We start from the raw sequence: 22,652 nt of genomic DNA, 5'->3' as shown, positions 1-22,652 counted from the left end.
CCAATCTTTTTCCATTTGCTTCTGTTAGGCTAATGAATGGTATGAATTAGAACCAGGGATAAAAGAAAAATGTAAATCCAAGTGATTTTTAAAAATCTGAATCTAAAGTCACATTCAGGAATGAAGTGACTTTAGGTATCATTTGCAATCAAGATGGTCAAAATATTTACCAAAAGTGGATTGACAAAAATTTATATATCCATATAGATATATAACTAGTAAGTTATGCAAACACTGGATTCCACATTTTCTGCCCTCGCTGACCCCACTAGAAGGGCCATTTTAATGTTATTAGCGAAAAAAGACTTAACCGTGATGGAACTTGCGAAACCATTTAATATGAGCCAACCCGCTATTTCCAAACACCTCAAAGTGTTGGAACAAGCTGGACTTGTGTCCACAACCATACGAGCTCAGGAACGACCCCGCCGTTTGGAAACAGCGCCCCTGAAAACCGCGATTGATTGGATCGAAACATACCGCCAGATCTGGGAAAAACGTTACCTAGCGTTAGATGGACTACTGGAAGAATTACAAACAATGCAAACCAAAGGAAAAGGAAAAAGAAAAAAATGAAACCTAACAAAAATGAAGTAAAGGTGGAACGAAGAGGGGAAACGGAAGTTGTATTTACGCGTTATTTCGCGGCACCAAGAGAATTGGTATTTGAATGTCACACGAAACCTGAGTTAATGAAACGATGGCTCATTGGTCCCGAAGGTATGGTCCTCGAAACTTGTGAACAAGATCTTCGTGTTGGCGGGAAATATTTGTATCTTTATGCAGACAAAAATGGAAACAAATCAGGAGTTTACGGAACCTTTCGCGAAGTCGTTGTTCCGGAAACCTTGGCCAATACCGAAAATTATATTTTCGATCTGTCAGCTTTTGATCCAAATGCTCCCGAAGATCCCAATGCCACATTTGAATCCAGAACCTTTACCTCCGAAGGTGACAAAACTCTGATGACTCATGTTTGCCGATATGCGTCGCCTGAAGTGTGTAAGATGATGGTGGAATCAGGAGCGGCTGATGGGATGGCGGAATGTTATCTAGAATTGGATCGCTTACTTGATAAAGTGAGGTAGGTATCTATCTAAATCGATAGTGCAATATTGAATTGGATTGCAAAGCTAAACAATGAAAATTAAGAGAGTATGGATCCAATTGGATTGGTTCGTCTCTATTCTTTATCGTTTTAATGATACTTGGTAATTTGCTTATGGATTTTCCATCACAGTCACTAGTTCCTTGGAATGGAACATATCCACTGGAGATATTACTGGTTCAGAATATGGAATTTTATTTCCATATCGTTTGAACATCAAACTTTGTAATGGCTATGAGCTGAGATCAAATTCCTTTAGGGTTTTTAATTCTCCAATTCTGATGCCAGTGAATTTTTCAGATAGTTTCCAAACAAGTTCCGTACAATAGATACGATTTTCCAACCACTCAAAATACAAATCGTAATGTTTTCCAAGTAACGAATTACCATATTCTTTCATTTATTGAATGATTTTTGGTTTTAGGATTTGGTTGCCAACTTGATGGCAGTCTCTTGTTCTGATTTGGATTCATGAAAGATGATATCACCTTCTGCCAATCGGTTTTGATCAATGGACTTTCCGTGAATGGAAGGAACTAAAAAGAAATAAAGGCATTAGGAAAAGTATTCTAAGTTTCATTCAAGAAATTCTTTTAATGCCAATCCTTTCCCTTACCAAGGGATCTCCTTTTTATCCCGAAAGAATTTCCCTGTAGGACCATTGTCGGGAAGAGTTGCGGCCCATACGATGGTCTCTGCTCCCTTTTCCACAGGCCTTGTGGCACTTGCTCCACCCATATCGGTTTTGACCCATCCAGGACAAACGGAATTGATTTTGATGTTTTTACCAACCCCTTCCGTGCTCACCAAATTGGTAAGAGCATTGATTGCAGTTTTGGAAATGCGGTAGGCGGGATACCCACCTCCCATATCGGAAAGTTGACCCATCCCTGAGCTTACATTGACAATCCGTCCAAAATTGTTTTGGACCATCATGGGTAAAAAAACCTGAATGAGTCGGAATGGACCAAAAACATTCACAAGTAAGGTCCGATGTAAGTCTTCTGTAGTTGTATCAAAAAAGGAGCCTGGGTCGGTAAAGATTCCTGCATTGTTCACCAGAATATCCAACCGACCAAAACTTCCTGTGATCACATCTGAGACTTCATTGATACTTTGTTCTTTGGAAACATCGAGCGAAACAATCTCACCTTTTCCAACAGCAGTAACCTGTTTGAATGTATCCTCTGCATCGGAGGCATTCCGAGAACCGATCAATACATAAATTCCTTGTTTGGCGAGATCAATGGAAACTTGTTTCCCAATCCCTCTGTTTGCACCTGTCACAAGTGCTATTTTTTCCTTCGACTGGTTCATGGGAAACTCCTCTTATGCATTGATCACTCAGCGTTTTAGCGTAAAAAACAAAATTTACAATGTTTCATTTCGATTTTGATAATTCTTTCAACCAAACATCAATTTGTGCTTCGATGAAAACCTTATCTGTAATCACCCATTTGGAAAGTAATACGTGCATTCCATTTTCCACTGCCACTTTTTTGTTGAGAGGGTTTGGAGATTTTTCCAATCCAAAATTAGCATATCCCTCTAACATTTTAGGAACACTTGCCGTAGGATCTTGTTCTTTTTCATTTTTGTAATAATACAATAGAAGTGTAGGGGAAGTCACTTTTCGAAATACATCAGGTACTGCTGCATAGTTTTTTAAGTCATTCACACCCACTAGAGCCGCAAAGTATTGTTCTGGGTACCAATAGTTATTTCTTTCGGGTAATACCTTGGGATTGTTATGTACGGAAGCTCTTACTTTCCCTTTCAGCATATGGATGAAGGTAAGGCCACCTGGATAGTTTAGAATATTCAAACTTCCATCCACTGGTGCATAAAAGGGATTGGCTAACACAAGTCCATCCACCTCTTCCGGGTATTCAGAAGCAAGCCAAGTGGCAAGCAGTCCTCCCATCGAACTACCAAAGACGATGACACGATCTCCTTGTGACTGCATCATGTACAATGCTTCCCTTGATGCATCTAAGTAGTTGTTAAAATTTTGATCCCTTTGGTCTTCTTTGTTTGTTCCATGACCTGGAAGACGAAGTAAGTAAGTATTGGCTTTGAATTTTTTTGCCAATTTCTCCATCACTTCTTCTCCTTCTGCACGAGACGCACCATATCCATGGATGTATAAAAATGCGAGAGGAGTTTTTTTACCAAAACTGATATAACGTTCTTCGTTACCTGGTCTGTGGTTCTTACGTTTGCTCTCTTGTAACTTCTCTTGGAAGTAGACATCAAAGTTCGCATAACTTAAATTTGCTTTCGGTTGGTAATTGGGTCTACCGGCGCAAGAGACAAGGACAAAGGTTACGGTGAAAAGAAAGACAGAAGTGATCTGTCGGAGGTTGTGGAATAAAGAACACGATTTAGCCATACAAATGGAAAATTTTACAGTGTTTTTGCTTTCTTGTAAAGAGAGAAAAACCCTTGGCACAGGAAGGGTCGTACGAAAAAAGGTAGTAAATACCCCATTCTCAGAAGGAACATCCCGGAATGTATAGCCAATTCACAGAGCAACAACTTGAAATCAGAGATTTAGTTCGTAACTTCGTCAAAAAAGAAATCCCGCATGAAGTAGCCTTGCACTGGGATGAAAAAAACCAACACCCGACAGAACTCATCAACAAAATGCGTTCCGAATTGGGAATCAACGGTCTTGTGATCCCAGAAGAATACGGTGGATGGGGTCTAGGTGCGATCGAGCAGTGTTTAGCCATTGAGGAATTGTCTCGTGGATGCCTTGGAATCGCACTAGGATTTGCTTACACTGGCCTTGGGGTACTTCCCATCCTAAAAGGTGCCACTCACGAACAAAAATTAAAATGGCTTCCTGAAATTGCAGACGGAAAGTTCGGAGTTTCTTTCTGTTTGTCTGAGCCAGGTGCTGGTTCTGACGTTCCTGGTATGACCACTCGCGCTGAGAAAAAAGGCGACAAATGGATCATCAACGGTGCAAAACAATGGATCACTGGTGCCTCCGATGCCCAAGCCTTTACTGTATTTGCTTATACTGATAAAAACCGCGGAACACGCGGAGTTTCTTGTTTCTACGTTCCACGTAGTGCAAAAGGTCTCACTGTTGGGAAAAAAGAAGACAAACTCGGAATCCGAGCATCTTCCACTCACCAAGTGATTTTCGAAGATTGTGAAGTGGGTGAAGACGCACTCGTTGGAAAAGAAAACCTTGGTTTCGTTTACGCACTCCAAACTTTGAATGCTTCTCGTCCTTTCGTAGCCGTTATGGGTGTGGGTGTGGCGCAGGCCGCTCTTGACCACGCAGCTCGTTACGCACGTGAGAGAGAACAGTTCGGTGTAAAAATCGGAACCTTCCAAGCAGTGCAACACATGTTAGCTGATATGTCGATCAAAGTAGAAACTGCAAGAGAAATCACTTACAAAGCAGCTCGTCTTTCTGATGCAAACGATCCTAACCTTCCAAAATACTCTGCGATTGCAAAAGCATACGCTTCTGAATGTGCTGTTCAGTGTGCTACTGACGCCGTTCAAATTTTTGGTGGATACGGATACACAAAAGAGTATCCTGTTGAGAAGTTAATGAGAGATTCCAAAATTCTCACGATCTTTGAAGGAACGACACAAATCCAAAAGAACGAAATTGCAGCTTACGTGATTAAAGAAGCAGCTTCGAAAAAAGACTAAAACTTGAGTCACAACCTGTTTTAGAAAGGGAGCCTCCAGAGATGGGGGCTTTTTTTTTGGGGGTGGTACAGGATTGGAGTTTGGTATCCCCGCCCTGATTGGGTGGGGTGAGTCCACCCGCCACCCAATGGTTTCCTCTTACCACATTCCACAAAATCCCTCCATCCAAAAATTGAATTGGCAAAATAAATTTTAGAGAAGTTCATAGTTTCTCATCCATGGAACCAAATTTCAAAATCCGACAGGTCACAACCCACGATTCCCAATCACAACTTTGTATGGATTCTCTCTGGGATGAAATCCAAACACGATACGAATTCCAAGCTCCAAACCCAATGTTGTTTTCCGATTTTTTACCGCCTCAGGGTAAGTTTTTCATCGCAGAAGAGATAGGAACCAATGTTGCCATGGGATCTGCCGCCTATACAAAGTTTAGTGACAAAGAATGCGAATTGGACGTTGTGTATGTTTTTCCAAAATTTCGAAACAAAAAAGTCGCCACATTCTTGTTAAGTGAACTGGAACAACAAAGCAAAATCGACGGGTTCACGACCATGATCCTTCGAGCAGGGAAACCACAAGAGGAAGCACTTCATTTTTACAAAAACTTTGGATTCAACGAAATTCCAAAATTTGGGAAATGGGTTTCTGATCCCACAGCCATTTGTTTCGAAAAAAAAATAAAGTAATTCCATTCGTCTGGCTGCCCGGGCGGGCTCTTCCGGGGTGCGCTCTCGCTCCCGTCCATTGTTCGTTATCACTCACAATGGACTAAACCCTGCAGATCCCTGGCAGGTTTATCCACAACTTATGAACTTTTTTTCCTAAATCCGATTTCGGAATCCCCAATCATGAAAAAAATAGCTGACTGAAATCTCCTTTTTTGAGAAACTCTAAGTCCCCTTTTGGTTCGGTAATAAAAAAGTGAATTTTTCTTCAAAAGATCCAAATCTAAACAATTCACTAAAGAATCAAAACTACCTACTCATCCTTCGCCAAATGGAAACCTTGGGGAAACTCGGTCATTGGGAATTTGATTTTATCAATCAAACCTTATTTTGGTCAGAAGGAGTTTATATCATTTTAGAAATGGATCCTTCTTCGATGCCAGTCTCACTAGAGTTAGGTTATAACTCTGTTCATCCTGATGATAGAGAAAAAGCAAAACAACATATGGAAGATGTCATTACAAAAGGGATTCCTTATAATTTAGAATGTCGTTTGTTAACGACCAAGGGAACCATCAAATACATCCATAGCCAAGCCGATGTGATACGTGATGAATCGGGTCTGCCGATCCAAATCGTAGGTATTTTCCAAGACATCACCGAAAGAACAGAAGCCTATATCCAACTCAAACAACAAGAAGTAAGGCTTAGTTCTATCTTACAATCGGAACCAGAATGTGTGAAAGTTGTTTCCCCAGATGGAATCCTCATCGAAATGAATCCAGCTGGCTTAAGTATGATCGAAGCTGATTGTCCTGAAGAAGCGATTGGTCAGAAAGTAGAATCACTCATTGATCCAGCAGATTTAAAATTTTACCAAAACATTCATGACAATGCACTCAAAGGAATTAAGTCGAGTGCTCGCTTTCGTATCATAGGTATGAAAGGGACTCATCGATGGATGGAAAGTACTTCCGTTCCCCTTACGAATCAAAAAGGGGAGATCACTTCTGTATTGAGTTTGACACGTGATATCTCTGAAAAAGTCACGAACGAAGAAAAATTAATTCGGATCAAACGAAACCAAGAAGCTCTCATTAACAGTACTTCTGACTTAATCTGGTCAATCGATACACAGTATTGTTTGGTGGCTGCCAACAAAACATTTTTGGATGTCCTTAGTTTTTTGCAAAAAGTGCCAGCAAAAGAAGGTGATTCCGTTCTTGTAAAAACAGCTGGAGAAGAATTTTATTATAAGTGGAAAGAGTATTATGAACGAGGACTTTCTGGAGAATCCTTTAGGACCTACGAAAATTTTATCAGTCCCATTACTCATGAGGAAGAACATAGAGAAGTTTCTTTTAATCCAATTCGTAATATAGACGAAAAAATCACTGGCCTTGCTTGTTTTTCAAAGGACATCACGAGTCTGATGCGAAAAAGTAAGGAACTGTTGTTAAACGAAAAAAGATTTCGCGCGTTAGTGGAAAATGGGGCCGATGTAATTATGATTTTAAATCCCAGAGGCCAAGGAAAATATGTGTCCCCTTCCATTAAAAAAGTAATGGGTTATACGGAAACAGAAGCAATGAATCTTAGTTTATTCGACGTTATCCACCCTGACGATGCACCCAGACTAAAAAAAAGACTTTTTGAAGTATTGGCTCTCCCACTAGGCGCATCCTTACAAAGCCAAACATTTCGAGCCAAACACAAAGATGGATCTTGGAGGTATGTGGAATCCACTCTTACCAATATGCTCTCGGATGAATCCATTGGTGGCATTGTGGACAATTTCCACGATGTAACCGAAAAAGAGACACAAATGGAAGCCATCCAAACCCAAAACCAAAAACTAAAGACCATTGCCTGGACCCAATCACATGTTGTGCGGAGTCCACTCGCAAGGATTATGGGAATCATAGAACTCATTCGCACGGGAAGTTTGACAAAAGAAGAAGAAGAGAAAAGCCTTCGGTATCTATTAGAATCCGCTAATGAATTGGATGATGTGATTGGGGACATCGTTAGAAAATCCCAGGAAGTGATCCCACCTGAATTTAATTCAAAACCATAAGGATTTTCACTTGCCACATTGATGAATTTGGTTCTAATTCTGTCACCATGGTTCTTTCCACATTTTTAACCGATTTATTTTTGTCCTTAGTTTCGCTCTCGGTGGCGTATCGTTTTGTCGGCAAATCAGCAATCCCATCACGTTCCGCTTTGTATGGATTTGCCATCATTGGTATCTCCGCAGGTCTTGGCGCCGTTCATTTTTTAGGCTTTCATGCCTTGGATGATATCTATCGTTTTTTTGTTGGACTTGCGGGTTGTTTAGGAGTGCCACTCCTTGGACTTGCTTTTTTTCATTTTTCATTTCGATCCATTTCGGAAAAAACTTTTTTCCTCTTCATCGGGGTCTTGTTTGGTTTGTATTTGGTTTTTTCTTACGTTGCTCCTTTACCAATTTACTCGACAGTCGTCGGTGGGATTGCAATGGCGATTGTCCTCCTTAGCTCCATCATTCGATTTCCGAAACATGCGAATGCGGCGATCCTAGGCATTGTTGGCGCAGTTCTCTTCATTCTTGCAGGTTTAGTCATCGGTACAAAAGGTTCCACCGGTCCAATCCTGAACGTTGATATCTTTCATGTCTTACTTGCCATTGCCAATTATTGTATCGGACAAGGAATTTCAAAATTAAGCTAGAACAATATCGATCCATCCTACATGTTAACTCTGAACCGATATGGCAACATCTCCTTCAGAGTCTACATTAGAAAAAATTCTCAAAATCCAAACTGAGTTAACAGCCGCTAAACCTGATGTTCCACTTTTATTAGACCTAATCACACTCCATTCTAAAGAACTTGTATCTGGGGATGGAGCGGTCTTTGAATTAGTCGAGGGTGAAGATTTGGTTTATCGTGCTGCCAGCGGAACGGCTTCCAATCAAATTGGACTCCGTTTAAAAGTAACGGGGAGTTTTTCTGGTTTAAGTTTACAATTAAAAGAAACGTTGAATTGTATTGATTCGGAAGAAGACAACCGAGTCAATCGTGAAGCGTGTCGTGTGGTTGGCCTACGTTCTATGATCGTTGTACCTTTATACTTTGATATGGAAGTTTTAGGTGTCTTAAAAGTTTTAAGTGCAAAACCAGGATTCTTTACAGAAAATGATCTGTATTCTCTCAATATGTTGTCTGGAACGATGGCTGCAGTATTACACAACGCCTATCGATGGGCTGAACGAGAAAAAAGATTACAATCTATGTCGTACTTAGCAAGTCATGACACACTCACTGGGATTTACAATCGATCTGCTTTTTATGATTTTTTGCGAAGGGGTATCACAAGGTTATCATCAAATTTCATTTCCCTTTCGGTTGTTTTTTTTGATTTAGATGGATTAAAACAAGTGAATGACTCTTACGGTCATGCAGCTGGTGATTTTTTGATCACTCAATTTGCAAATAGACTATCAAATCTAATCCAAGACCATGATACCTTTGCAAGATTAGGTGGTGATGAATTCGGATTGATATTAATGAGTCCCGAGCCGAAAGATTCGGTGGTATCTTTTTTAATTAACATCGCAAAACTTGTTGAAGGTGAAGTTCTATTTGAATCTAAATCTTTACTAATCAAAGTTAGTTACGGGATTGCTTTTTATCCTGAAGACGGTAAAGATTTAGAATCTCTTGTTGCGAGAGCTGACGAAAGGATGTACGAAAACAAACGCGAACGAAAAAAGAACTAGTCCATGTAAAGTTCATCTCCTTTTGATCGAATTCTTCTTCGTCACAGTGATAAGAATTCCCATTCTCTTTACAATCCAATCATTGGGTTTTGTCTAACCATTACCGATGCATTTGAACTCAAACTTATTTTCTCCAATTGTCCTTCCCAATGGAATCTCATTACCCAATCGTTTGGTGAAAGCCGCGATGGAAGAAAACCTCTCCAATGAAAATTTAGAGCCAGATGTTTCCCTTTGGAATTTATATGATGCCTGGGCAAAAGGGGGAGTGGGAACTCTCATCACTGGCAATGTGATGGTGGACCATAGAGCGATGACAGGTCCTGGAGGAGTTGTTTTAGAAGAAGGATCTTCCCTCATAGGATTTAAAAGATGGGCTGAAACAGTAAAATCAAACGGTACCAAGATCATCATGCAGATCAACCACCCTGGAAGGCAAATTTTGGCGAAGTTAGGTGGCAATGTTTGGGCACCTTCCGCCATTTCAGTCGATATTGGAAACCTTTCCAAACTGATGGGAAAACCAAAGGCTATGGAAGAATCCGAAATTCTTGAAACCATCCAAAGGTTTGTTACCACGGCAAAACTCGCGGAAAACTCTGGATTTGATGGGGTTGAAATCCATGCCGCCCATGGGTATTTGATCAGCCAATTTTTATCTCCACTTGTAAACCAAAGGACGGACAAATGGGGAGGGAGTTTGGCAAACCGCTCCCGGTTTTTAATGGAGGTCGTTCAGTCTGTTCGCAAATCTGTGAAAGCTCATTTCATTGTTTCTGTAAAAATGAATTCAAGTGATTTTCAAAAAGGTGGCTTTCAGTTTGAAGATGCAATCCAAGTAATAAAGAGAATACAAACGTTAGGTGTTGATTTTATTGAACTCTCTGGTGGAAACTATGAAGCACCAGCCATGCAAGGAGTATCGAGGGATGGGTCTACTTTGGCAAGAGAAGCATACTTTTTAGACTTCGCTCGGGAAGTAACAAAAATGGCAACGGTTCCCATTATGGTAACAGGTGGAATTGCAAGAAAACAAATTGCTGAGACAGTTTTGGAATCTGGTGTATCACTTGTTGGTGTAGCCACAGCACTTGCCCTCCATCCCAATTTACCAAACGATTGGAAGGAAAATCGAAATCCGATTTCGAAATTGCCACTTCCAAATTGGAAGTCCAAAACTCTTGTTGGCCTTGCAACCATGGCAATGGTTCGTTACCAATTGCAACGACTCGCCGAAAAAAAGCACCAAAGGTTACAATATATCCATGGTTTCGATTGCTTGCGGATCAATTGCGATTGGCACGCCTAACGAAACGGTATAGGCGATGGATGGAAAAATCTGGAGTTTGAATCGAATTGGTTCGAAAATTGAAATGGATTGGAAAATAAAAAGGTAGAGCCAATGCCAATTGGCTTACCTATTTTCTAAAGTCTCATTTACCAATTCGAACCAAGTCTCACCTTCATTTTTTTTGATAAAAACGATCCCGGAAAGCCAAGGCAACTTTGACAAGTAGGATGAGTGCTGGTACCTCAATCAGTGGTCCAATGACACCAACAAAGGCGGCACCACTTCCGATTCCAAAAACTCCAATGGATACTGCGATTGCTAATTCAAAATTATTTCCTGTCGCCGTAAAACTCACCGCTGCATTTTTTGAATAGTCCACTCCGAGTTTGTAACCCATCCACAAACTCAAAAAAAACATAATTATAAAATACAGAAGCAAAGGGATGGCAACTCGGAAAACATCATCTGTCAAATCGATGATCATTTCTCCTTTGAAACTAAACATCACAATGATGGTAAAAAGTAAGGCAATGAGTGTGATTGGTGATATGATCGGCAAAAATTTTGATTCATAATAAGTTTTGCCACCAAATCTTTCAAAGCCGTAACGTAATAAAAATCCAATGAGAAACGGGATCCCTAAGTAAATTCCCACTGTCTTTGCAATTTCGGATATTTCAATCGGAACAGTCGTTGCCGCCAAACCAAAGTACGGTGGAAGTACGGTGATGAAAAGATAAGCATAAAAACTATAAAAGAATACTTGGAAAATGCTATTCAGTGCAACGAGAGCCGCACCATATTCCCTGTCCCCGTTTGCCAAATCGTTCCAAACAATCACCATTGCAATGCAACGGGCAAGCCCAATGAGAATTAAGCCTGTTCTGTATTCTGGTTCATCATGCAAAAATAGTATCGCAAGGAAAAACATAAGGATGGGTCCCACAATCCAATTGAGGAGTAGGGATAAACTTAATAGTTTTCCATCGCGAAACACCTTTCCCATTTCTTTGTATTTTACTTTGGCTAGAGGCGGAACCATCATGAGGATGAGACCAATCGCTAATGGGATATTGGTTGTTCCCACATTCAGGCTTGAAAACGATCCTACAAACGATGGCAGAAATTTTCCAATCAAAACTCCAATGGCCATGGCTCCAAAGATCCAAACGGTCAAATAACGATCTAAAAAAGATAATTGTTTCATCTAACAACAACCTGCTGATTCTTTTGTTTTTTTGGATCCACTTGGATTGCAACAGGAAGAAGAAGTGATCTCTATTTTTGGATTTTCTTTTGTCATTCCGTTTTCATTTTCATCAGATTTTGGGATTCCACAGCTGGATTTGGCTTTGCATTCGGTTGCTCCATCCATTAGGGAAAGAACAAGTTCCGATCCATCTATTTTCATCTCTGAAACAAAATACTGTCTCATCGCGGTGGATGTATTTCCAAATTCGATCCTTAAAATGGATTGGTCTGGAATGGAAATGGCATTGGAAACTTTTGCATAGATAGAGGCAATTTTTCCCAAACTCATGGCCTCTGTTTCTGTGTTTACCTTCGGTTCTAATACCTGTAAGATGATCTCTTTCCAAGTATCTAAATTCCCGCCACAATCAACCGCTTCAATGGTTGCCAATTTAAATTCTGTGATATGGTAATTTGGAAAAATTGTCTGATCATTATTATATACAAATTTCAATTGTAATTCAGGATAGAGTTCTAAATGTTTTTTAAATTCGATCCAAGGGATTGATTTCATTGGTTTTTCCATGTTAGTTTACTTCCTGGTTCACAAAATTTTCACAATAGGTGCGAATCTCTTCTCTTGTCTCTGCAAATGCTTGCCAAATTTCCGTTTCCGTTCCTTGTTTTTTGGAAGGGTCACTGAAGTTGTGGTGAAACCGTTTGGCATCACTCGGAAAGTAAGGACAATTTTCCTTCGCATGATCACAAACTGTGATTAAAAAATCAAATTGGATGTCCTTATATTCATTGATGTGGTTGGATGTGTGACTTGAGATATCAATTCCCACTTCTTTCATTGTGGCGATTGCCTTTGGATTCACACCATGTGTTTCGATTCCCGCACTATACACATTGGCTTTGTCCTTTGCATAAAAACGCATCCAACCTTCTGCGATTTGGCTCCGACAACTATTCCCCGTACAAAGGATTAAAATATTTTTTTTCATCTTAACAACAGCTCCCATTTTCCTTTTGGTATTCTTTGATTCCATTGATACATTTGCTAAACTCATCTGACATTTGGTTGAAATTTTCCCAGTCAATGCAGTAACAGGAACTTGTTCCTTCTACTGTCCCTTTTACAAGTCCTCCCTCTTTTAGTTCTTTTAAGTGTTGGGACACAGTGGATTGGGCTAAGGGTAAAATTTCCACAATCTCTCCACAAACACACGTTTGGCGTGTTGCCAAAACTTCCATAATAGCAATTCTTGCTGGGTGGGATAAAAGTTTGGCATAAGAGGCAAAACTTTGGATGGACTCCGGGAATTCTGATTTTTTATTCAATGCCATAGTATATCGTAAATATACGAATAATGAAAGCTCTGAATCCTGTCAAGGGGAATCCAATCGTTTCGGATCGTTTGAGTCCAGAAAAAACTGCCGTCAGATAGTCCCGAACTAGGAAACGATGAGTCGAAGGAGAGGTGGTACCAGGGTGGGAACCTCCGAGGTTGGTACACAACAGGATGTGAACCTTCGAGATTGGCCCGAAGGTTTCGGTTAGATCAGATAGGGAAATTGAGAGAGATAGATCTTCCCTTATAGGAAACTGATTCTTAAATTCCCGATCCGTCAGGGATCACGACAGGTTCATCGGAGGTTGGAGTGTCTGGTTTGACATCCGCTGGCGTATAACCATGGTCCTTTGGTTTTGGTCTAGACTCAAAGTCAGAAGCCGTTGGTTTGTGGTTTCCTTCAACAGAAAACAACCATCCGTCTTCTTGTTTTTGGGAAACACCTTGCTCGTGAGGGAAGGTGTCGATCGGGCGAATGGTAATGGATACGTATTGGATCAGTCGTTCGTCTTTGATCGGGTCTAAATACGCCAAACTGTCGTTACGCCAACGATTTTTCGCACGAGGTTCTCTTCTGAAACTTTTCATCACCATGTCGAGATCTTTTGCATATTTTGCATAGAAGGCTCTTGTGGTTTTGGCTTGGATGACGTAGTACATTCCACCTTTTTTGTGGAATAAAAATCGATTGGAAATGGTTTGTTTGTTTTCCGTGTAATGCAAAACAATAAAAACAGATTCGTCAAAACCCGCGATTTCGTTTTCTAATACTTTTTCTCGCACAAGTTTTAAATCAGGGTATTTGACAAGAAAGGTATCGACTGTTTCTTCTATAAAACGATCAATGTCGTATTCTTTTGTTCGGCGGGCTACATCAATTTGTAAGATCGCTTCGCGATTGGTTTTCGCAATTTGGATCCGAACTGTATCCGCATGTCGTAAGACAGACTTTGCCCAACCTCTTGGGTATTCAAAAGCAAAACCGAGTGAGTCTTCAACCCATGTGGCAGCTTCTAATCCCGCAAATGTAAGACATAATAAAACTAAGAGGCAAAGTCGCTTTTTCATACTTAGAATATCGGCCACCGATCCTACTATTATTGATAGTCTAGTAATCCTTTTCGTAAATCTGATTTTGGAAAATACCCAATCTTTTCCCAGGAACCAGCATCATAAATGGATACAGATTCGAGAAGGGGTTGGAGCGGGGATCCGTGGAATGGTTTTTTTCGGATCCAACTGAGAGTGCGAAAGAATAATTCCAAAAGTTTGGACAAAATCCCCGTCACTGGGATCGGCAATTGTTTTTTTTTGGTGATCCCAAGCAATTGGAAGGTTTGGATCACTCCTTCGATGGTGACCGCCTCGGGATGCGAGAATACATACAGTGGTTCTGGTTTTTTCCCGGCGAAACATTGTTTGGTCCAAAGATACAATGCCTCTGTGGCATCATCAATGTGTAGGATGGATTTTGTACGTGAGGGAGGGATTTTGGGATAGACCCCTTTTTGCATCAGAGCTTTGAGTTTGGACACAAAACTTTTTGTGCCTTTTCCGTAGATACTGGCCAATCGAAGTACAGAATAGTTTTGACCACTTTGGAAAACAAAATCCTCAGCCAAAGATTTTGTTTTTGCATAAATGGTTTTTCCATTTCGTTCGCTCTTTAGAGTTAATTCTGTATCTTTTGAACCATAAACGGAAATGCTACTCACAAATCCAAAGTGGGGGATATGATTTTGGATGGCAAATGAGACAAGATGTTTTGTGGCATAAACATTGATTTGGTAATAGGTGGCTTCCTCTACTTTGGCACCAGACACAACAGCTGCTAGGTGTAAGATCAAATCAATCGGTTCGGAAAGATTTAAATCACTAGCGTTATTGATCAAATTTAAGTCCCTTTCATAAAACTTAAAATGTTTATGGTGGCGAATGATTTCTGGAAAATGAGAATGGTTTGTTCCAATGGCGATGATTTTAGTATCTGGAATTAATTTTTCAATCAATGCCTTTCCGAGAACTCCACTTCCACCTGTGATTAAGATTGTTTTTGTCATATGAGAAATACCATTTGGAACCATCCAACAAGGGCACCGAGAGCCGCCCCCACAAGGATGAGTAACATTTCATCTTCTTGGAAAGCCGATCGTAAAATGGATTCAAATTCTTTGGGCGGAAGGGCTGACATCCTGTCTCCCATCATTGTTTCGATTTGTAACGCCTCTCCTAAATACGTTTCGAGATGGAATGCATTTTCAATCGCATTGTCTGCCATTGCCACTGCAATCCTTTCCTTTGCGGCATCAAATTCATTGATTTTTCCCGTTGCATACAAGGCAGGTTTGGCAAGAAAGGTGACTGTGTCCACATGGCTACTCACTTCTTTTCGGATGATTTCCATGATTTCTTTGGATGCTTTTCCAAAGATGAGTTCGGAAAGGATGTTTTTGGGAGTGAGGATTTTTTCGCTTACCAGTTTAGCATACAACCGAGATACTTCATTTTGTCGTTTTAAAAATAAACCTTGGTAGGTCCAAAGTCCTAAAACTTTTTTGGGCAATAAGGGACGAAAGATCATCTCAAGTGCCAAATAATTGGTAAGATAACCGACGATCACTCCTTGGATGGGAAGAGTCCATGCCATTGGAAAAAAAATCATAAATACCATTTGGACAAGTCCAAGTAAAAATCCAAAATAAAACCCTGAACGTTCGATGAATCGAAATTCCGGAGCCCCCACTTCTTGGAAAAGTTCTACCACCAAACTCACGTTACTTCCGGATAATTTTTTTAAGACAAGTGCCTTTACATCAAATAAAGAATCAATATCTGCCTGGAGTTTTTTGATTACTTTTCGAATCGTAATCCCACTTTCTCTTTTGACTTTATGATAAATTTCTTCTTTGACTAAGTCTGGAATCATTTCCCAAAGTTTGGGATCTAAAGTATCTGAAAATTCTCTTATCGTATAACGAATGCTAGAATCGAGGGCAGGTAAAAAAACGATTTCTGCTTTTTTGGGATCTACTTTGAGGAAAACTTCTTTGATATTGAGTAAACGTTCTGTGATCACATCCACAGATTTACTCGCCATTTTATGTGCTTTTCTCGGGATGATGCCTTGCCAACCGAGGTAGGGTGGAATTCCAACAAAGTGGATGGGATAAAAGGTCATTTTGAGGGCCAACCAATTGGTCACCCAACCGACAAACCCGTATGTAAAAGGGATCATGAGCAATTTCCATCCGCCAACCGAAAGCCAATAATCCCACATATTTCGCTAGGAGTAGGCTTTGTTGGGGAAGGGAATGGGCAATCGAAATTCGATTTCTTGTCTATTTTTCCCTCAAAAGGTTCACAAATCGAAATTTTTATCCGATACCCCTAAAAAAGATTTGCAATGTGTACGAAAACAAACTACAAATGGTACACTTCGGAAGCTCTTAGGAATTTCCCGAAGTCATTTGAAAGGTCGTGGCCACAAGCCACAAAGCGAATTTGATGAGAGGGTAAGTCTATGCGCGTTCGAGGGTTGTTCACCATTCTCGTACTCATTTCTATGGTATTTGTGGGTTGTTCTCGCAAAAAGAAATCCATGCCATTCTGGTTGTTGTTAGGCACAGGCGGTGCCGTTTCCGATAACAATGGACAAACGGATCTCCCACCCGATTCCAACGGTGTCCCTCTCCCTCCTCCTGGTGGTTCCATCGGAGTCACAGACCCAGAGGAAGTTCCCGGCAATCAATCCGAACAAGAAGTACCAAACCATGGCCCCGCACGTGTCATTGGATCCATCGTGCCTGTTGTCTCAGGTGTACCTGCCAATGTGGTATGTGGAAACCCAGGTGCTCCAGCAGCTCCGTCTTGTGTTGACCTCACTTTGATTTCCGTTCGAATTGAAGTGGCAAACGGTGATGCAAATACCCTTGTTGCAGCCAAGTATGCGGAATCCAATGGAAGTTTTTCTTTTGATTTATCCGACCTTCCCAATAATAATTACCGCGTTCTCATTAACACTGGTTATGGTCTCAATTATACCTACCAAGACTTTTCTTATGTGTATGACCCAACACAAACTCCCTTCACTCTTGTCAATGTAGGCAATTTACTTGCAGAAAGGATGTACTATTCACAGGGACCTGCGCAGTTCGTAGGAGTTGTCACAAGTCCTGGTTTTTCTGGAGACGGTGTGATCGTACAGGCTGGACCTGTCGCCGGGATTGTTGTTAACATTGTGGATGCGAGTGGAAATACAGTTGGGACAGCTGTCACAGATGCCAATGGACAGTATGTAATTTCCATCAATCCTCTTCCTAACGGAAATTATACGGTTGTGTATGTTGGAGACTCGGTGAATGTATCAGGCCAACCATTTGCTACCAACCAAGAATCAATTCATTTTACCTTTCCTGGAACCAACCCAAATACAGTCGCTGTTGTAGACTTGGGAGAAACATCTCTTCCTTGGATGGCGGCTACTGAAAGTGACCTTTTGCTTTCTGGAATCATTCGCAATGGTGCATTATCCAGTGACCCGTCTTCTGTGTTTACCATCAAATTGAAAAATGAACATGGAGCAGTGTTACAAACGGTTCAAATCACAGGGAATGGCAATTTTTCAATCGAAGGATTTGAACTCACAAACGGAGTATACTACCTAGAAGTATCGAATCCTTCCTTTTATACCGTCACACAATCCTTTTTGTTCACTGCGGCACCGAATGGAGGAACCAAATCAATCACACTCGTTGATCCAATCCTCATTGTAGCCAAACCATCTCTTGTTGTGGGATATGTGAAAGATGCGAACAATGATCACATTGCTGGTGCTGTGATTAACGTTCGCCCTTCTTTTAACCAAGCACCTTCTAACATCGTTTATTTGAAAGATGACCCAATCCTAGGAAATGCCATCAAACTTTGGATCCTAGAATCCTTGAGTGCGGTGGTCGGAACAAACTGTGCTCTGAACCCAACAGGAGCTGTATGTTCTTGTGCCGTAAATCCAACGGCCGTTTGTTTGGCGACTGTCCAAGGGTCTGGTCCATGGGCTTACCAAACCTATGCAAACAAATTGTATGAAGTGAATCCTACAACAAAGGAAGTCTCTTTCCTTGGAGCAAGTGGTCTTTGGGCTTATTATATTTCTGCACCTGGATTTGAAAATTATTGTGGAAACAATTCCGCTCCATGTTCTTCCAATCCATTACAAGTGAGTTTAAACGGGTCAAGTTACAATGCGGGAATCATTTCGATGACCTCCATTGCCACTCGTTCTCAAATATCAGGAACCATTTCCGTCCGTGATGCCGCTCCTTCGGCTAACTCTGTACATACGGCTCAATCAGGGTTGTTTGTTGTGATGTTAGGAAATACAAATGAATCAGGAGCATCCCTCGTTCATATCACAACCACTTCAGCAGGATCGTTTAGTTTTGGTGGAAATTCCTTTGTTGTCACTCTTCCAAGTGTGATCCCACCTCCTTTTACAAATGATGATGCAGGGAAAGTGGCTTATGCTCTCTACCAATTAGGGACGGGCACTGCGACCACTCTTTCCAATAGTCCTAGTGTTGCGAGAGCCAATGACAATACAGCTTCTGTCGATGTCATAAATGGTTCTGAATACAATTTCCGCCAAAGTTCATACCAAATCATCGTGGTAGACCGCGTGGCACCTTCCTACCAAATGAGTTACTTATCAACGAATAGCCTTCGTGTGGATACATCAACAGTTGCGACAAACTTATATGCAACGAGTCCAAGTATCTTCCAATTGAATGGAGTTGCGGTGCATAGCCCGAGGGCAACGATCACAGGTGTGGTGACTGATGCGGTTTCCACTTCGGTTGTGAGTGGTGCCACAATCACTCTCGGTCGGTTAGTCGGTGGGAATTTCACTCCCGATGTGAAAAGGGACTGTACAGGTGGATTTGATGCACCAAATTGTTCTGTTTCCTCCACAAGGACATCTGGCAATGACCAAGTGGTTGGATCTGTTTTTTCGCAAGCAAACGGAAGTTATAGTTTCCCATTTTTGTCTCCTGGATCTTATCATTTACGTGTTGAAAAAAATGGGATCACCACTTATTTCCCTGTAGAAGTAGGGTCTGGTGGTGGAACCGTTGTTGTGAATACTCCTGTCATCACGAATGATGGACGTGGTCACCTATCAGGATCAGTACGAACACCTGGTGGATTTGCCTTCCTTGGAACCTATTCTTTGGAGATAGTCGATCCAAACGGTGGAACTCTGCGGCCTTCTGTAGGAGTACAACCGGCATCCATTGCAACTGGATCCACAATATTTTCGAATGCTGGTCAATATACGATCTTTAACATCAATGCGGGTCGTTGGAAAATTCGATTTGTTTCTGCGGGTTACCAAACAGTGGAAGGGATCGTGGACATCCAAGCGGACGTGACAACTAATTTCGACATCATCACCTTTGTTCCGGGAAGTCAAACGAGTGGTACCATTTCAGGTCGTGCTCTCTCAGCTCTTTACAATACGGGAGTTTGTAACCTAACGGCTCGCATTCGACCAGGTGTCAATGTGAAGTCTGGACCGTATGCGATTGATGCAAATGGTGTCACCATTCCGTCTGTCAAAACATCAACGGACGGATCCTATGCGATTCCTTCCGTTCCGCCTGGTAATTATACTTTGGAAGTATCGGGTGCTGGAAAACGTGGGAATTGTACTTCTATCCAAGAAAACTATTCTACAACTTACAGAACCGTTGTTTCTGCTGGTTCCGAAACCCCAGCGAACCAAAATATCTTAGTCACTCCGATCCTTGGAGAAAATGAGATGCGAGTCGTACTGACTTGGGGTGCGAAACCAAGAGATTTGGATTCTCATATGCAATATGGGACTGGGGCCAATGACCGCATCGTTTGGAACAATAAAACTCCACTTGGTTCAGGAAATGGAAGTTTGGATTATGATATCACAACAGGATACGGGCCAGAAACCATCACTGTCCAAGGTTCCATTTGGAACCAACCTAACCGTTATTACAGTGTGTATAACTGGTCAGGTGAATCAAGTATGGGAATCTCTGGTGCGAATGTTCGAGTCTTTAAAGGAAGTGTAGGAGAAGTAAGAAACTATTCGATCGCACCAAACCATTCGAATCGTTGGTGGAAACTCTTCTGTATCGCACAAGACAAGTCGATCACTGATGTGGGCGTTGGTTCTTGTAACGCGACTCAGTTTATCGAAAGGTCGATGTATCGATAATCGATAATTCTATTGAATACAAATTGATTAGGAAAGGACAGTGATATGATACTGTCCTTTTTTTTTGCTCACTGAAAGAGGGAGATCATACAATTCAGAAAGATGAGTATCTGTGAAAACTTTTGATTTATCTCCAAAAGCCAAGACCGTTCCTTCTTTTAATAATAGTACTTTGTGAAAATCTTCTGGTATCTCTTCAATTCGATGTGTGATGAGAATTCGTGTGAGGTTTGGAGTTAATAAAGCCAGTGACCTTCCAAAATCAACTCGAGCAGTTAAATCCAGTGCAGCCGTTGGTTCATCTAGGATGAGGAGTTCTTTTCCTTCTCCAAAGGCACGAAGTAATAAAACCTTCATTTTTTCCCCAGAGGAAAGGGTGGTGTAGAGTTGGTTTGCTTTTTCGTTTAAACCAATGGATTGTAATAAATCATTTGCGGTTTTAATTTGTTCTAGTGTTGGTTCTTTGTACAAACCTAAGGTTCCAATCACACCTGTGAGTACCATTTCCAAACAAGTGAGTCGTTGTAAAAGAGTTTCTTGGTGTCCTGGTTGGACAATCCCCATTTTGTTTTGTAGTGGAGCCATCGGAGTATCGCCATAGGTTTCACCAAAAGCAGATACACTCCCAGATGTTGGCCAAAGATAACCAAACAGGAGATTGATGAGAGTCGTTTTACCCGCACCATTCCTTCCAATTATCGCCAAAGATTCCCCTTGGTTTAGTGAAAACTGTACATCTTTTAAAATGAGTTTGTCATTACGAATGAAGGAAACGGAATCAAAGCGGATCACTTCACTCATTGGTTTTTTTGTATAATACCTCTACCTTATTCACCGCTGCGGAGAACACATCGATATTGTCTAAATTAAATTTTGCTAATAGGTTTTTGTCAATGGCATAAAAACCTTTTTTCTGTTCATGGTAGTCTGCCATCATATTGGCCATATAAATCACCTCGACCAAATCTCTTAGTTCAGGTGGAGCCAAAAAAGGTTTGTGATGGTATTCGATCGCAACACGTAAGTCTGGAGGGAATTCCCATTTTTCAGCGAGTAGAGCACCAAGTTGTGGGTGGCTTAAACCGATGGCCATCTCTTCTAAAAGAGTGGAGTTTCCAGAATCAGCTCCTCTTTGGTAAGTCTCAATTTTTTTGAAAAATCCACGATCCACAGAAAGTAGTAAAAATTTCCCAATATCATGTAACAAAGCACAGACGGCTATGATGTCTGCGATTTTATTCGTATGGTTATTTTCTGTTGCGAGATAACGCGCGTAATAACTGCAACGGCTGGAATGTTCCCAAACATCCATCATTTTGCCGTATTGACCGTCCATGATTTTACGAACTCCGGAAACATAGAGAAGGTTTCGTAAGTTTTTTAATCCTACCACTTTGACCGCTTGTAAAATGGAACTCACTTGGCTTCGGTTAGCAAAAAAAGCTGAGTTAGAGAGTTTGAGTAAGTCAGCAGACAATGCAGGATTTCTTTCAATTTCATTGGAAATCATATGTAAGTCGGAATCTGGATTGTTACAAAGTTGGATGATTTTAGTTAATGAATGAGGGAGCGGTGGAAGGCCATCTATCTCATTGAGCAATTTGGTTTTAAGCCCAGTTTGGATTTCCACAGGAGTCGTGACATCAGGAACTGTGAGTGTAGCGCGTGTTATCTTGTCATTTGTGAAAATTTTAAATTTATCGGAACCAATCCCTGAATTTTTTAATAGGAGTTGTATGAGTACAAGTCCTAAGCCAGCTGATTCTGTACTATCAGATACATCTGTAAACGCATCCGAAAGGTCATTGTAATTCTTTGCGACTTCAATCCGGCGATTGACACGCGCTAATTCTTCTTTGGTGATGGGTGCATTGTTTTCGACAGCAAAGTGAATGGATTTCCCATCTACTTTCATGAGTAGACTGATGTAATAATTCCCACCATCTAACCGGTCCAGTTGTTCATTCCACTTCATGATGATATTTTCTTGGAACCTTGACATCCCCTTTGCATAATCAGTGGAGTTTTGGATGTCCAATTTTTCACGGCTGAAGTAGTCACGTTTTGCATTGGCTTTGTTTGCATTCATCAGGAGTTCTTTGAGGACAGTGAAAATGACTTCCACTAAATATAATTTGTCCATATACCCCATTACGTGGACAAGTAATGCGTATATCTCCTGATTTTGTTCTTCAGTCACAAAATAAAAATTAATTCTGGATTCTTTGGAAGTTTCTAATTGAGAAATGATATCTTTAAAATTCACAAACGATTTTTCCCGTAACACTCTTATAAATTAAATTCTTTTGGAGGCAATAGATATTTTTTTCCAATCTGTTTCTATTTTGT

The 22,652-nt window shown here is 40.9% G+C and carries 21 protein-coding genes; 9 read left to right on the top strand and 12 right to left on the bottom strand.

All coding sequences use genetic code 11. The annotated features are described in order from the left end of the window. Nucleotides 1-225 precede the first annotated feature (225 nt). Nucleotides 226-576 carry an ArsR/SmtB family transcription factor gene (locus tag LEPBI_RS14135; protein WP_012389812.1) on the top strand — a complete coding sequence of 117 codons (351 nt, stop codon included), beginning with the start codon at nt 226-228 and terminating at the stop codon, nt 574-576. Further along, on the top strand, nt 573-1,088 hold the full coding sequence (locus LEPBI_RS14130) for an SRPBCC family protein (RefSeq protein WP_012389811.1): 516 nt from the start codon (nt 573-575) through the stop codon (nt 1,086-1,088). The genes LEPBI_RS14135 and LEPBI_RS14130 overlap by 4 nt, the downstream gene beginning before the upstream one ends. A gap of 252 nt (nt 1,089-1,340) precedes the next feature. Here LEPBI_RS14130 and LEPBI_RS19485 read toward each other — a convergent pair whose 3' ends face one another. The 3 genes from LEPBI_RS19485 to LEPBI_RS14115 all read right to left on the bottom strand — a co-directional run bounded on the left by LEPBI_RS19485 (nt 1,341) and on the right by LEPBI_RS14115 (nt 3,560). After that, nucleotides 1,341-1,508, bottom strand: coding sequence for a YiiX/YebB-like N1pC/P60 family cysteine hydrolase (locus LEPBI_RS19485; RefSeq protein WP_012389810.1), 168 nt, complete (start codon nt 1,506-1,508; stop codon nt 1,341-1,343). Between the two features lie 212 nt (nt 1,509-1,720). Next, nucleotides 1,721-2,425 carry an SDR family NAD(P)-dependent oxidoreductase gene (locus tag LEPBI_RS14120; RefSeq protein ID WP_012389809.1) on the bottom strand — a complete coding sequence of 235 codons (705 nt, stop codon included), beginning with the start codon at nt 2,423-2,425 and terminating at the stop codon, nt 1,721-1,723. A gap of 64 nt (nt 2,426-2,489) precedes the next feature. Beyond that, nucleotides 2,490-3,560 (bottom strand): alpha/beta hydrolase, encoded by a 1,071-nt coding sequence (locus tag LEPBI_RS14115; RefSeq protein WP_041769891.1) that lies wholly within the window; start codon nt 3,558-3,560, stop codon nt 2,490-2,492. 59 nt (nt 3,561-3,619) lie between these two features. On the opposite strand from LEPBI_RS14115, the gene LEPBI_RS14110 reads away from it, so the two are divergent. The 6 genes from LEPBI_RS14110 to LEPBI_RS14080 all read left to right on the top strand — a co-directional run bounded on the left by LEPBI_RS14110 (nt 3,620) and on the right by LEPBI_RS14080 (nt 10,526). Continuing rightward, nucleotides 3,620-4,786 carry an acyl-CoA dehydrogenase family protein gene (locus tag LEPBI_RS14110; protein WP_012389807.1) on the top strand — a complete coding sequence of 389 codons (1,167 nt, stop codon included), beginning with the start codon at nt 3,620-3,622 and terminating at the stop codon, nt 4,784-4,786. A 218-nt stretch (nt 4,787-5,004) separates the two neighbouring features. Further along, nucleotides 5,005-5,475, top strand: coding sequence for a GNAT family N-acetyltransferase (locus LEPBI_RS14100; protein WP_012389806.1), 471 nt, complete (start codon nt 5,005-5,007; stop codon nt 5,473-5,475). 235 nt (nt 5,476-5,710) lie between these two features. Further along, nucleotides 5,711-7,531: a PAS domain S-box protein gene (locus LEPBI_RS14095; protein WP_012389805.1), complete on the top strand. Its 1,821-nt coding sequence runs from the start codon at nt 5,711-5,713 to the stop codon at nt 7,529-7,531. 47 nt (nt 7,532-7,578) lie between these two features. Further along, entirely contained in the window at nt 7,579-8,166 is a 588-nt protein-coding gene (locus LEPBI_RS14090; RefSeq protein WP_012389804.1) for a DUF6962 family protein, read from the top strand. 40 nt (nt 8,167-8,206) lie between these two features. Beyond that, on the top strand, nt 8,207-9,217 hold the full coding sequence (locus LEPBI_RS14085) for a sensor domain-containing diguanylate cyclase (protein ID WP_012389803.1): 1,011 nt from the start codon (nt 8,207-8,209) through the stop codon (nt 9,215-9,217). A gap of 106 nt (nt 9,218-9,323) precedes the next feature. Beyond that, nucleotides 9,324-10,526, top strand: a complete 1,203-nt coding sequence (locus LEPBI_RS14080; RefSeq protein WP_012389802.1) for an NADH:flavin oxidoreductase/NADH oxidase family protein — start codon at nt 9,324-9,326, stop codon at nt 10,524-10,526. 154 nt (nt 10,527-10,680) lie between these two features. Here LEPBI_RS14080 and arsB read toward each other — a convergent pair whose 3' ends face one another. The 7 genes from arsB to LEPBI_RS14045 all read right to left on the bottom strand — a co-directional run bounded on the left by arsB (nt 10,681) and on the right by LEPBI_RS14045 (nt 16,289). Continuing rightward, nucleotides 10,681-11,715 carry an ACR3 family arsenite efflux transporter gene (gene arsB / locus LEPBI_RS14075; RefSeq protein WP_012389801.1) on the bottom strand — a complete coding sequence of 345 codons (1,035 nt, stop codon included), beginning with the start codon at nt 11,713-11,715 and terminating at the stop codon, nt 10,681-10,683. Then, nucleotides 11,716-12,273: a DUF6428 family protein gene (locus tag LEPBI_RS14070; RefSeq protein WP_226992800.1), complete on the bottom strand. Its 558-nt coding sequence runs from the start codon at nt 12,271-12,273 to the stop codon at nt 11,716-11,718. Nucleotides 12,274-12,286: 13 nt separating this feature from the next. Continuing rightward, nucleotides 12,287-12,706: an arsenate reductase ArsC gene (locus tag LEPBI_RS14065; RefSeq protein WP_012389799.1), complete on the bottom strand. Its 420-nt coding sequence runs from the start codon at nt 12,704-12,706 to the stop codon at nt 12,287-12,289. A gap of 1 nt (nt 12,707) precedes the next feature. Next, on the bottom strand, nt 12,708-13,049 hold the full coding sequence (locus tag LEPBI_RS14060) for an ArsR/SmtB family transcription factor (protein WP_012476400.1): 342 nt from the start codon (nt 13,047-13,049) through the stop codon (nt 12,708-12,710). A gap of 266 nt (nt 13,050-13,315) precedes the next feature. Continuing rightward, complete coding sequence (locus LEPBI_RS14055) at nt 13,316-14,122, bottom strand: hypothetical protein (RefSeq protein WP_012476399.1); 807 nt, start codon at nt 14,120-14,122, stop codon at nt 13,316-13,318. Between the two features lie 29 nt (nt 14,123-14,151). After that, nucleotides 14,152-15,114 carry an NAD-dependent epimerase/dehydratase family protein gene (locus tag LEPBI_RS14050; protein ID WP_012389796.1) on the bottom strand — a complete coding sequence of 321 codons (963 nt, stop codon included), beginning with the start codon at nt 15,112-15,114 and terminating at the stop codon, nt 14,152-14,154. Continuing rightward, nucleotides 15,111-16,289, bottom strand: coding sequence for a DUF445 domain-containing protein (locus tag LEPBI_RS14045; protein ID WP_041770052.1), 1,179 nt, complete (start codon nt 16,287-16,289; stop codon nt 15,111-15,113). The genes LEPBI_RS14050 and LEPBI_RS14045 overlap by 4 nt, the downstream gene beginning before the upstream one ends. A 285-nt stretch (nt 16,290-16,574) precedes the next feature. On the opposite strand from LEPBI_RS14045, the gene LEPBI_RS14040 reads away from it, so the two are divergent. Beyond that, nucleotides 16,575-20,303 carry a hypothetical protein gene (locus LEPBI_RS14040; RefSeq protein WP_012389794.1) on the top strand — a complete coding sequence of 1,243 codons (3,729 nt, stop codon included), beginning with the start codon at nt 16,575-16,577 and terminating at the stop codon, nt 20,301-20,303. Between the two features lie 27 nt (nt 20,304-20,330). On the opposite strand, the gene LEPBI_RS14035 is transcribed toward LEPBI_RS14040, so the two are convergent. Together LEPBI_RS14035 and LEPBI_RS14030 are read right to left on the bottom strand one after the other, a co-directional pair. Beyond that, nucleotides 20,331-21,104, bottom strand: coding sequence for an ABC transporter ATP-binding protein (locus tag LEPBI_RS14035; RefSeq protein WP_012389793.1), 774 nt, complete (start codon nt 21,102-21,104; stop codon nt 20,331-20,333). Further along, the gene (locus LEPBI_RS14030) at nt 21,097-22,569 is read right to left on the bottom strand and encodes an HDOD domain-containing protein (RefSeq protein ID WP_012476398.1); all 1,473 of its coding nucleotides are present in this window, start codon (nt 22,567-22,569) and stop codon (nt 21,097-21,099) included. The genes LEPBI_RS14035 and LEPBI_RS14030 overlap by 8 nt, the downstream gene beginning before the upstream one ends. Nucleotides 22,570-22,652 lie beyond the last annotated feature (83 nt).

Origin of the sequence: Leptospira biflexa serovar Patoc strain 'Patoc 1 (Paris)', assembly GCF_000017685.1 — a bacterium.
Taxonomy (GTDB): Bacteria; Spirochaetota; Leptospiria; order Leptospirales; family Leptospiraceae; genus Leptospira_A; species Leptospira_A biflexa.
This window is presented reverse-complemented; position numbering and strand designations above follow the sequence as displayed.

Bases quoted from the DNA above. Each gene is read 5' to 3' on its own strand.
- LEPBI_RS14055 (WP_012476399.1), bottom strand. From the start codon at position 14,122: ATGAAAAAGCGACTTTGCCTCTTAGTTTTATTATGTCTTACATTTGCG.
- LEPBI_RS14080 (WP_012389802.1), top strand. From the start codon at position 9,324: ATGCATTTGAACTCAAACTTATTTTCTCCAATTGTCCTTCCCAATGGA.
- LEPBI_RS19485 (WP_012389810.1), bottom strand. From the start codon at position 1,508: ATGAAAGAATATGGTAATTCGTTACTTGGAAAACATTACGATTTGTAT.
- LEPBI_RS14085 (WP_012389803.1), top strand. From the start codon at position 8,207: ATGGCAACATCTCCTTCAGAGTCTACATTAGAAAAAATTCTCAAAATC.
- LEPBI_RS14060 (WP_012476400.1), bottom strand. From the start codon at position 13,049: ATGGCATTGAATAAAAAATCAGAATTCCCGGAGTCCATCCAAAGTTTT.
- LEPBI_RS14110 (WP_012389807.1), top strand. From the start codon at position 3,620: ATGTATAGCCAATTCACAGAGCAACAACTTGAAATCAGAGATTTAGTT.
- LEPBI_RS14130 (WP_012389811.1), top strand. From the start codon at position 573: ATGAAACCTAACAAAAATGAAGTAAAGGTGGAACGAAGAGGGGAAACG.
- LEPBI_RS14135 (WP_012389812.1), top strand. From the start codon at position 226: ATGCAAACACTGGATTCCACATTTTCTGCCCTCGCTGACCCCACTAGA.
- LEPBI_RS14045 (WP_041770052.1), bottom strand. From the start codon at position 16,289: ATGATCCCTTTTACATACGGGTTTGTCGGTTGGGTGACCAATTGGTTG.
- LEPBI_RS14035 (WP_012389793.1), bottom strand. From the start codon at position 21,104: ATGAGTGAAGTGATCCGCTTTGATTCCGTTTCCTTCATTCGTAATGAC.
- LEPBI_RS14120 (WP_012389809.1), bottom strand. From the start codon at position 2,425: ATGAACCAGTCGAAGGAAAAAATAGCACTTGTGACAGGTGCAAACAGA.
- LEPBI_RS14090 (WP_012389804.1), top strand. From the start codon at position 7,579: ATGGTTCTTTCCACATTTTTAACCGATTTATTTTTGTCCTTAGTTTCG.
- LEPBI_RS14040 (WP_012389794.1), top strand. From the start codon at position 16,575: ATGCGCGTTCGAGGGTTGTTCACCATTCTCGTACTCATTTCTATGGTA.
- arsB (WP_012389801.1), bottom strand. From the start codon at position 11,715: ATGAAACAATTATCTTTTTTAGATCGTTATTTGACCGTTTGGATCTTT.
- LEPBI_RS14070 (WP_226992800.1), bottom strand. From the start codon at position 12,273: ATGAAATCAATCCCTTGGATCGAATTTAAAAAACATTTAGAACTCTAT.
- LEPBI_RS14100 (WP_012389806.1), top strand. From the start codon at position 5,005: ATGGAACCAAATTTCAAAATCCGACAGGTCACAACCCACGATTCCCAA.
- LEPBI_RS14065 (WP_012389799.1), bottom strand. From the start codon at position 12,706: ATGAAAAAAAATATTTTAATCCTTTGTACGGGGAATAGTTGTCGGAGC.
- LEPBI_RS14050 (WP_012389796.1), bottom strand. From the start codon at position 15,114: ATGACAAAAACAATCTTAATCACAGGTGGAAGTGGAGTTCTCGGAAAG.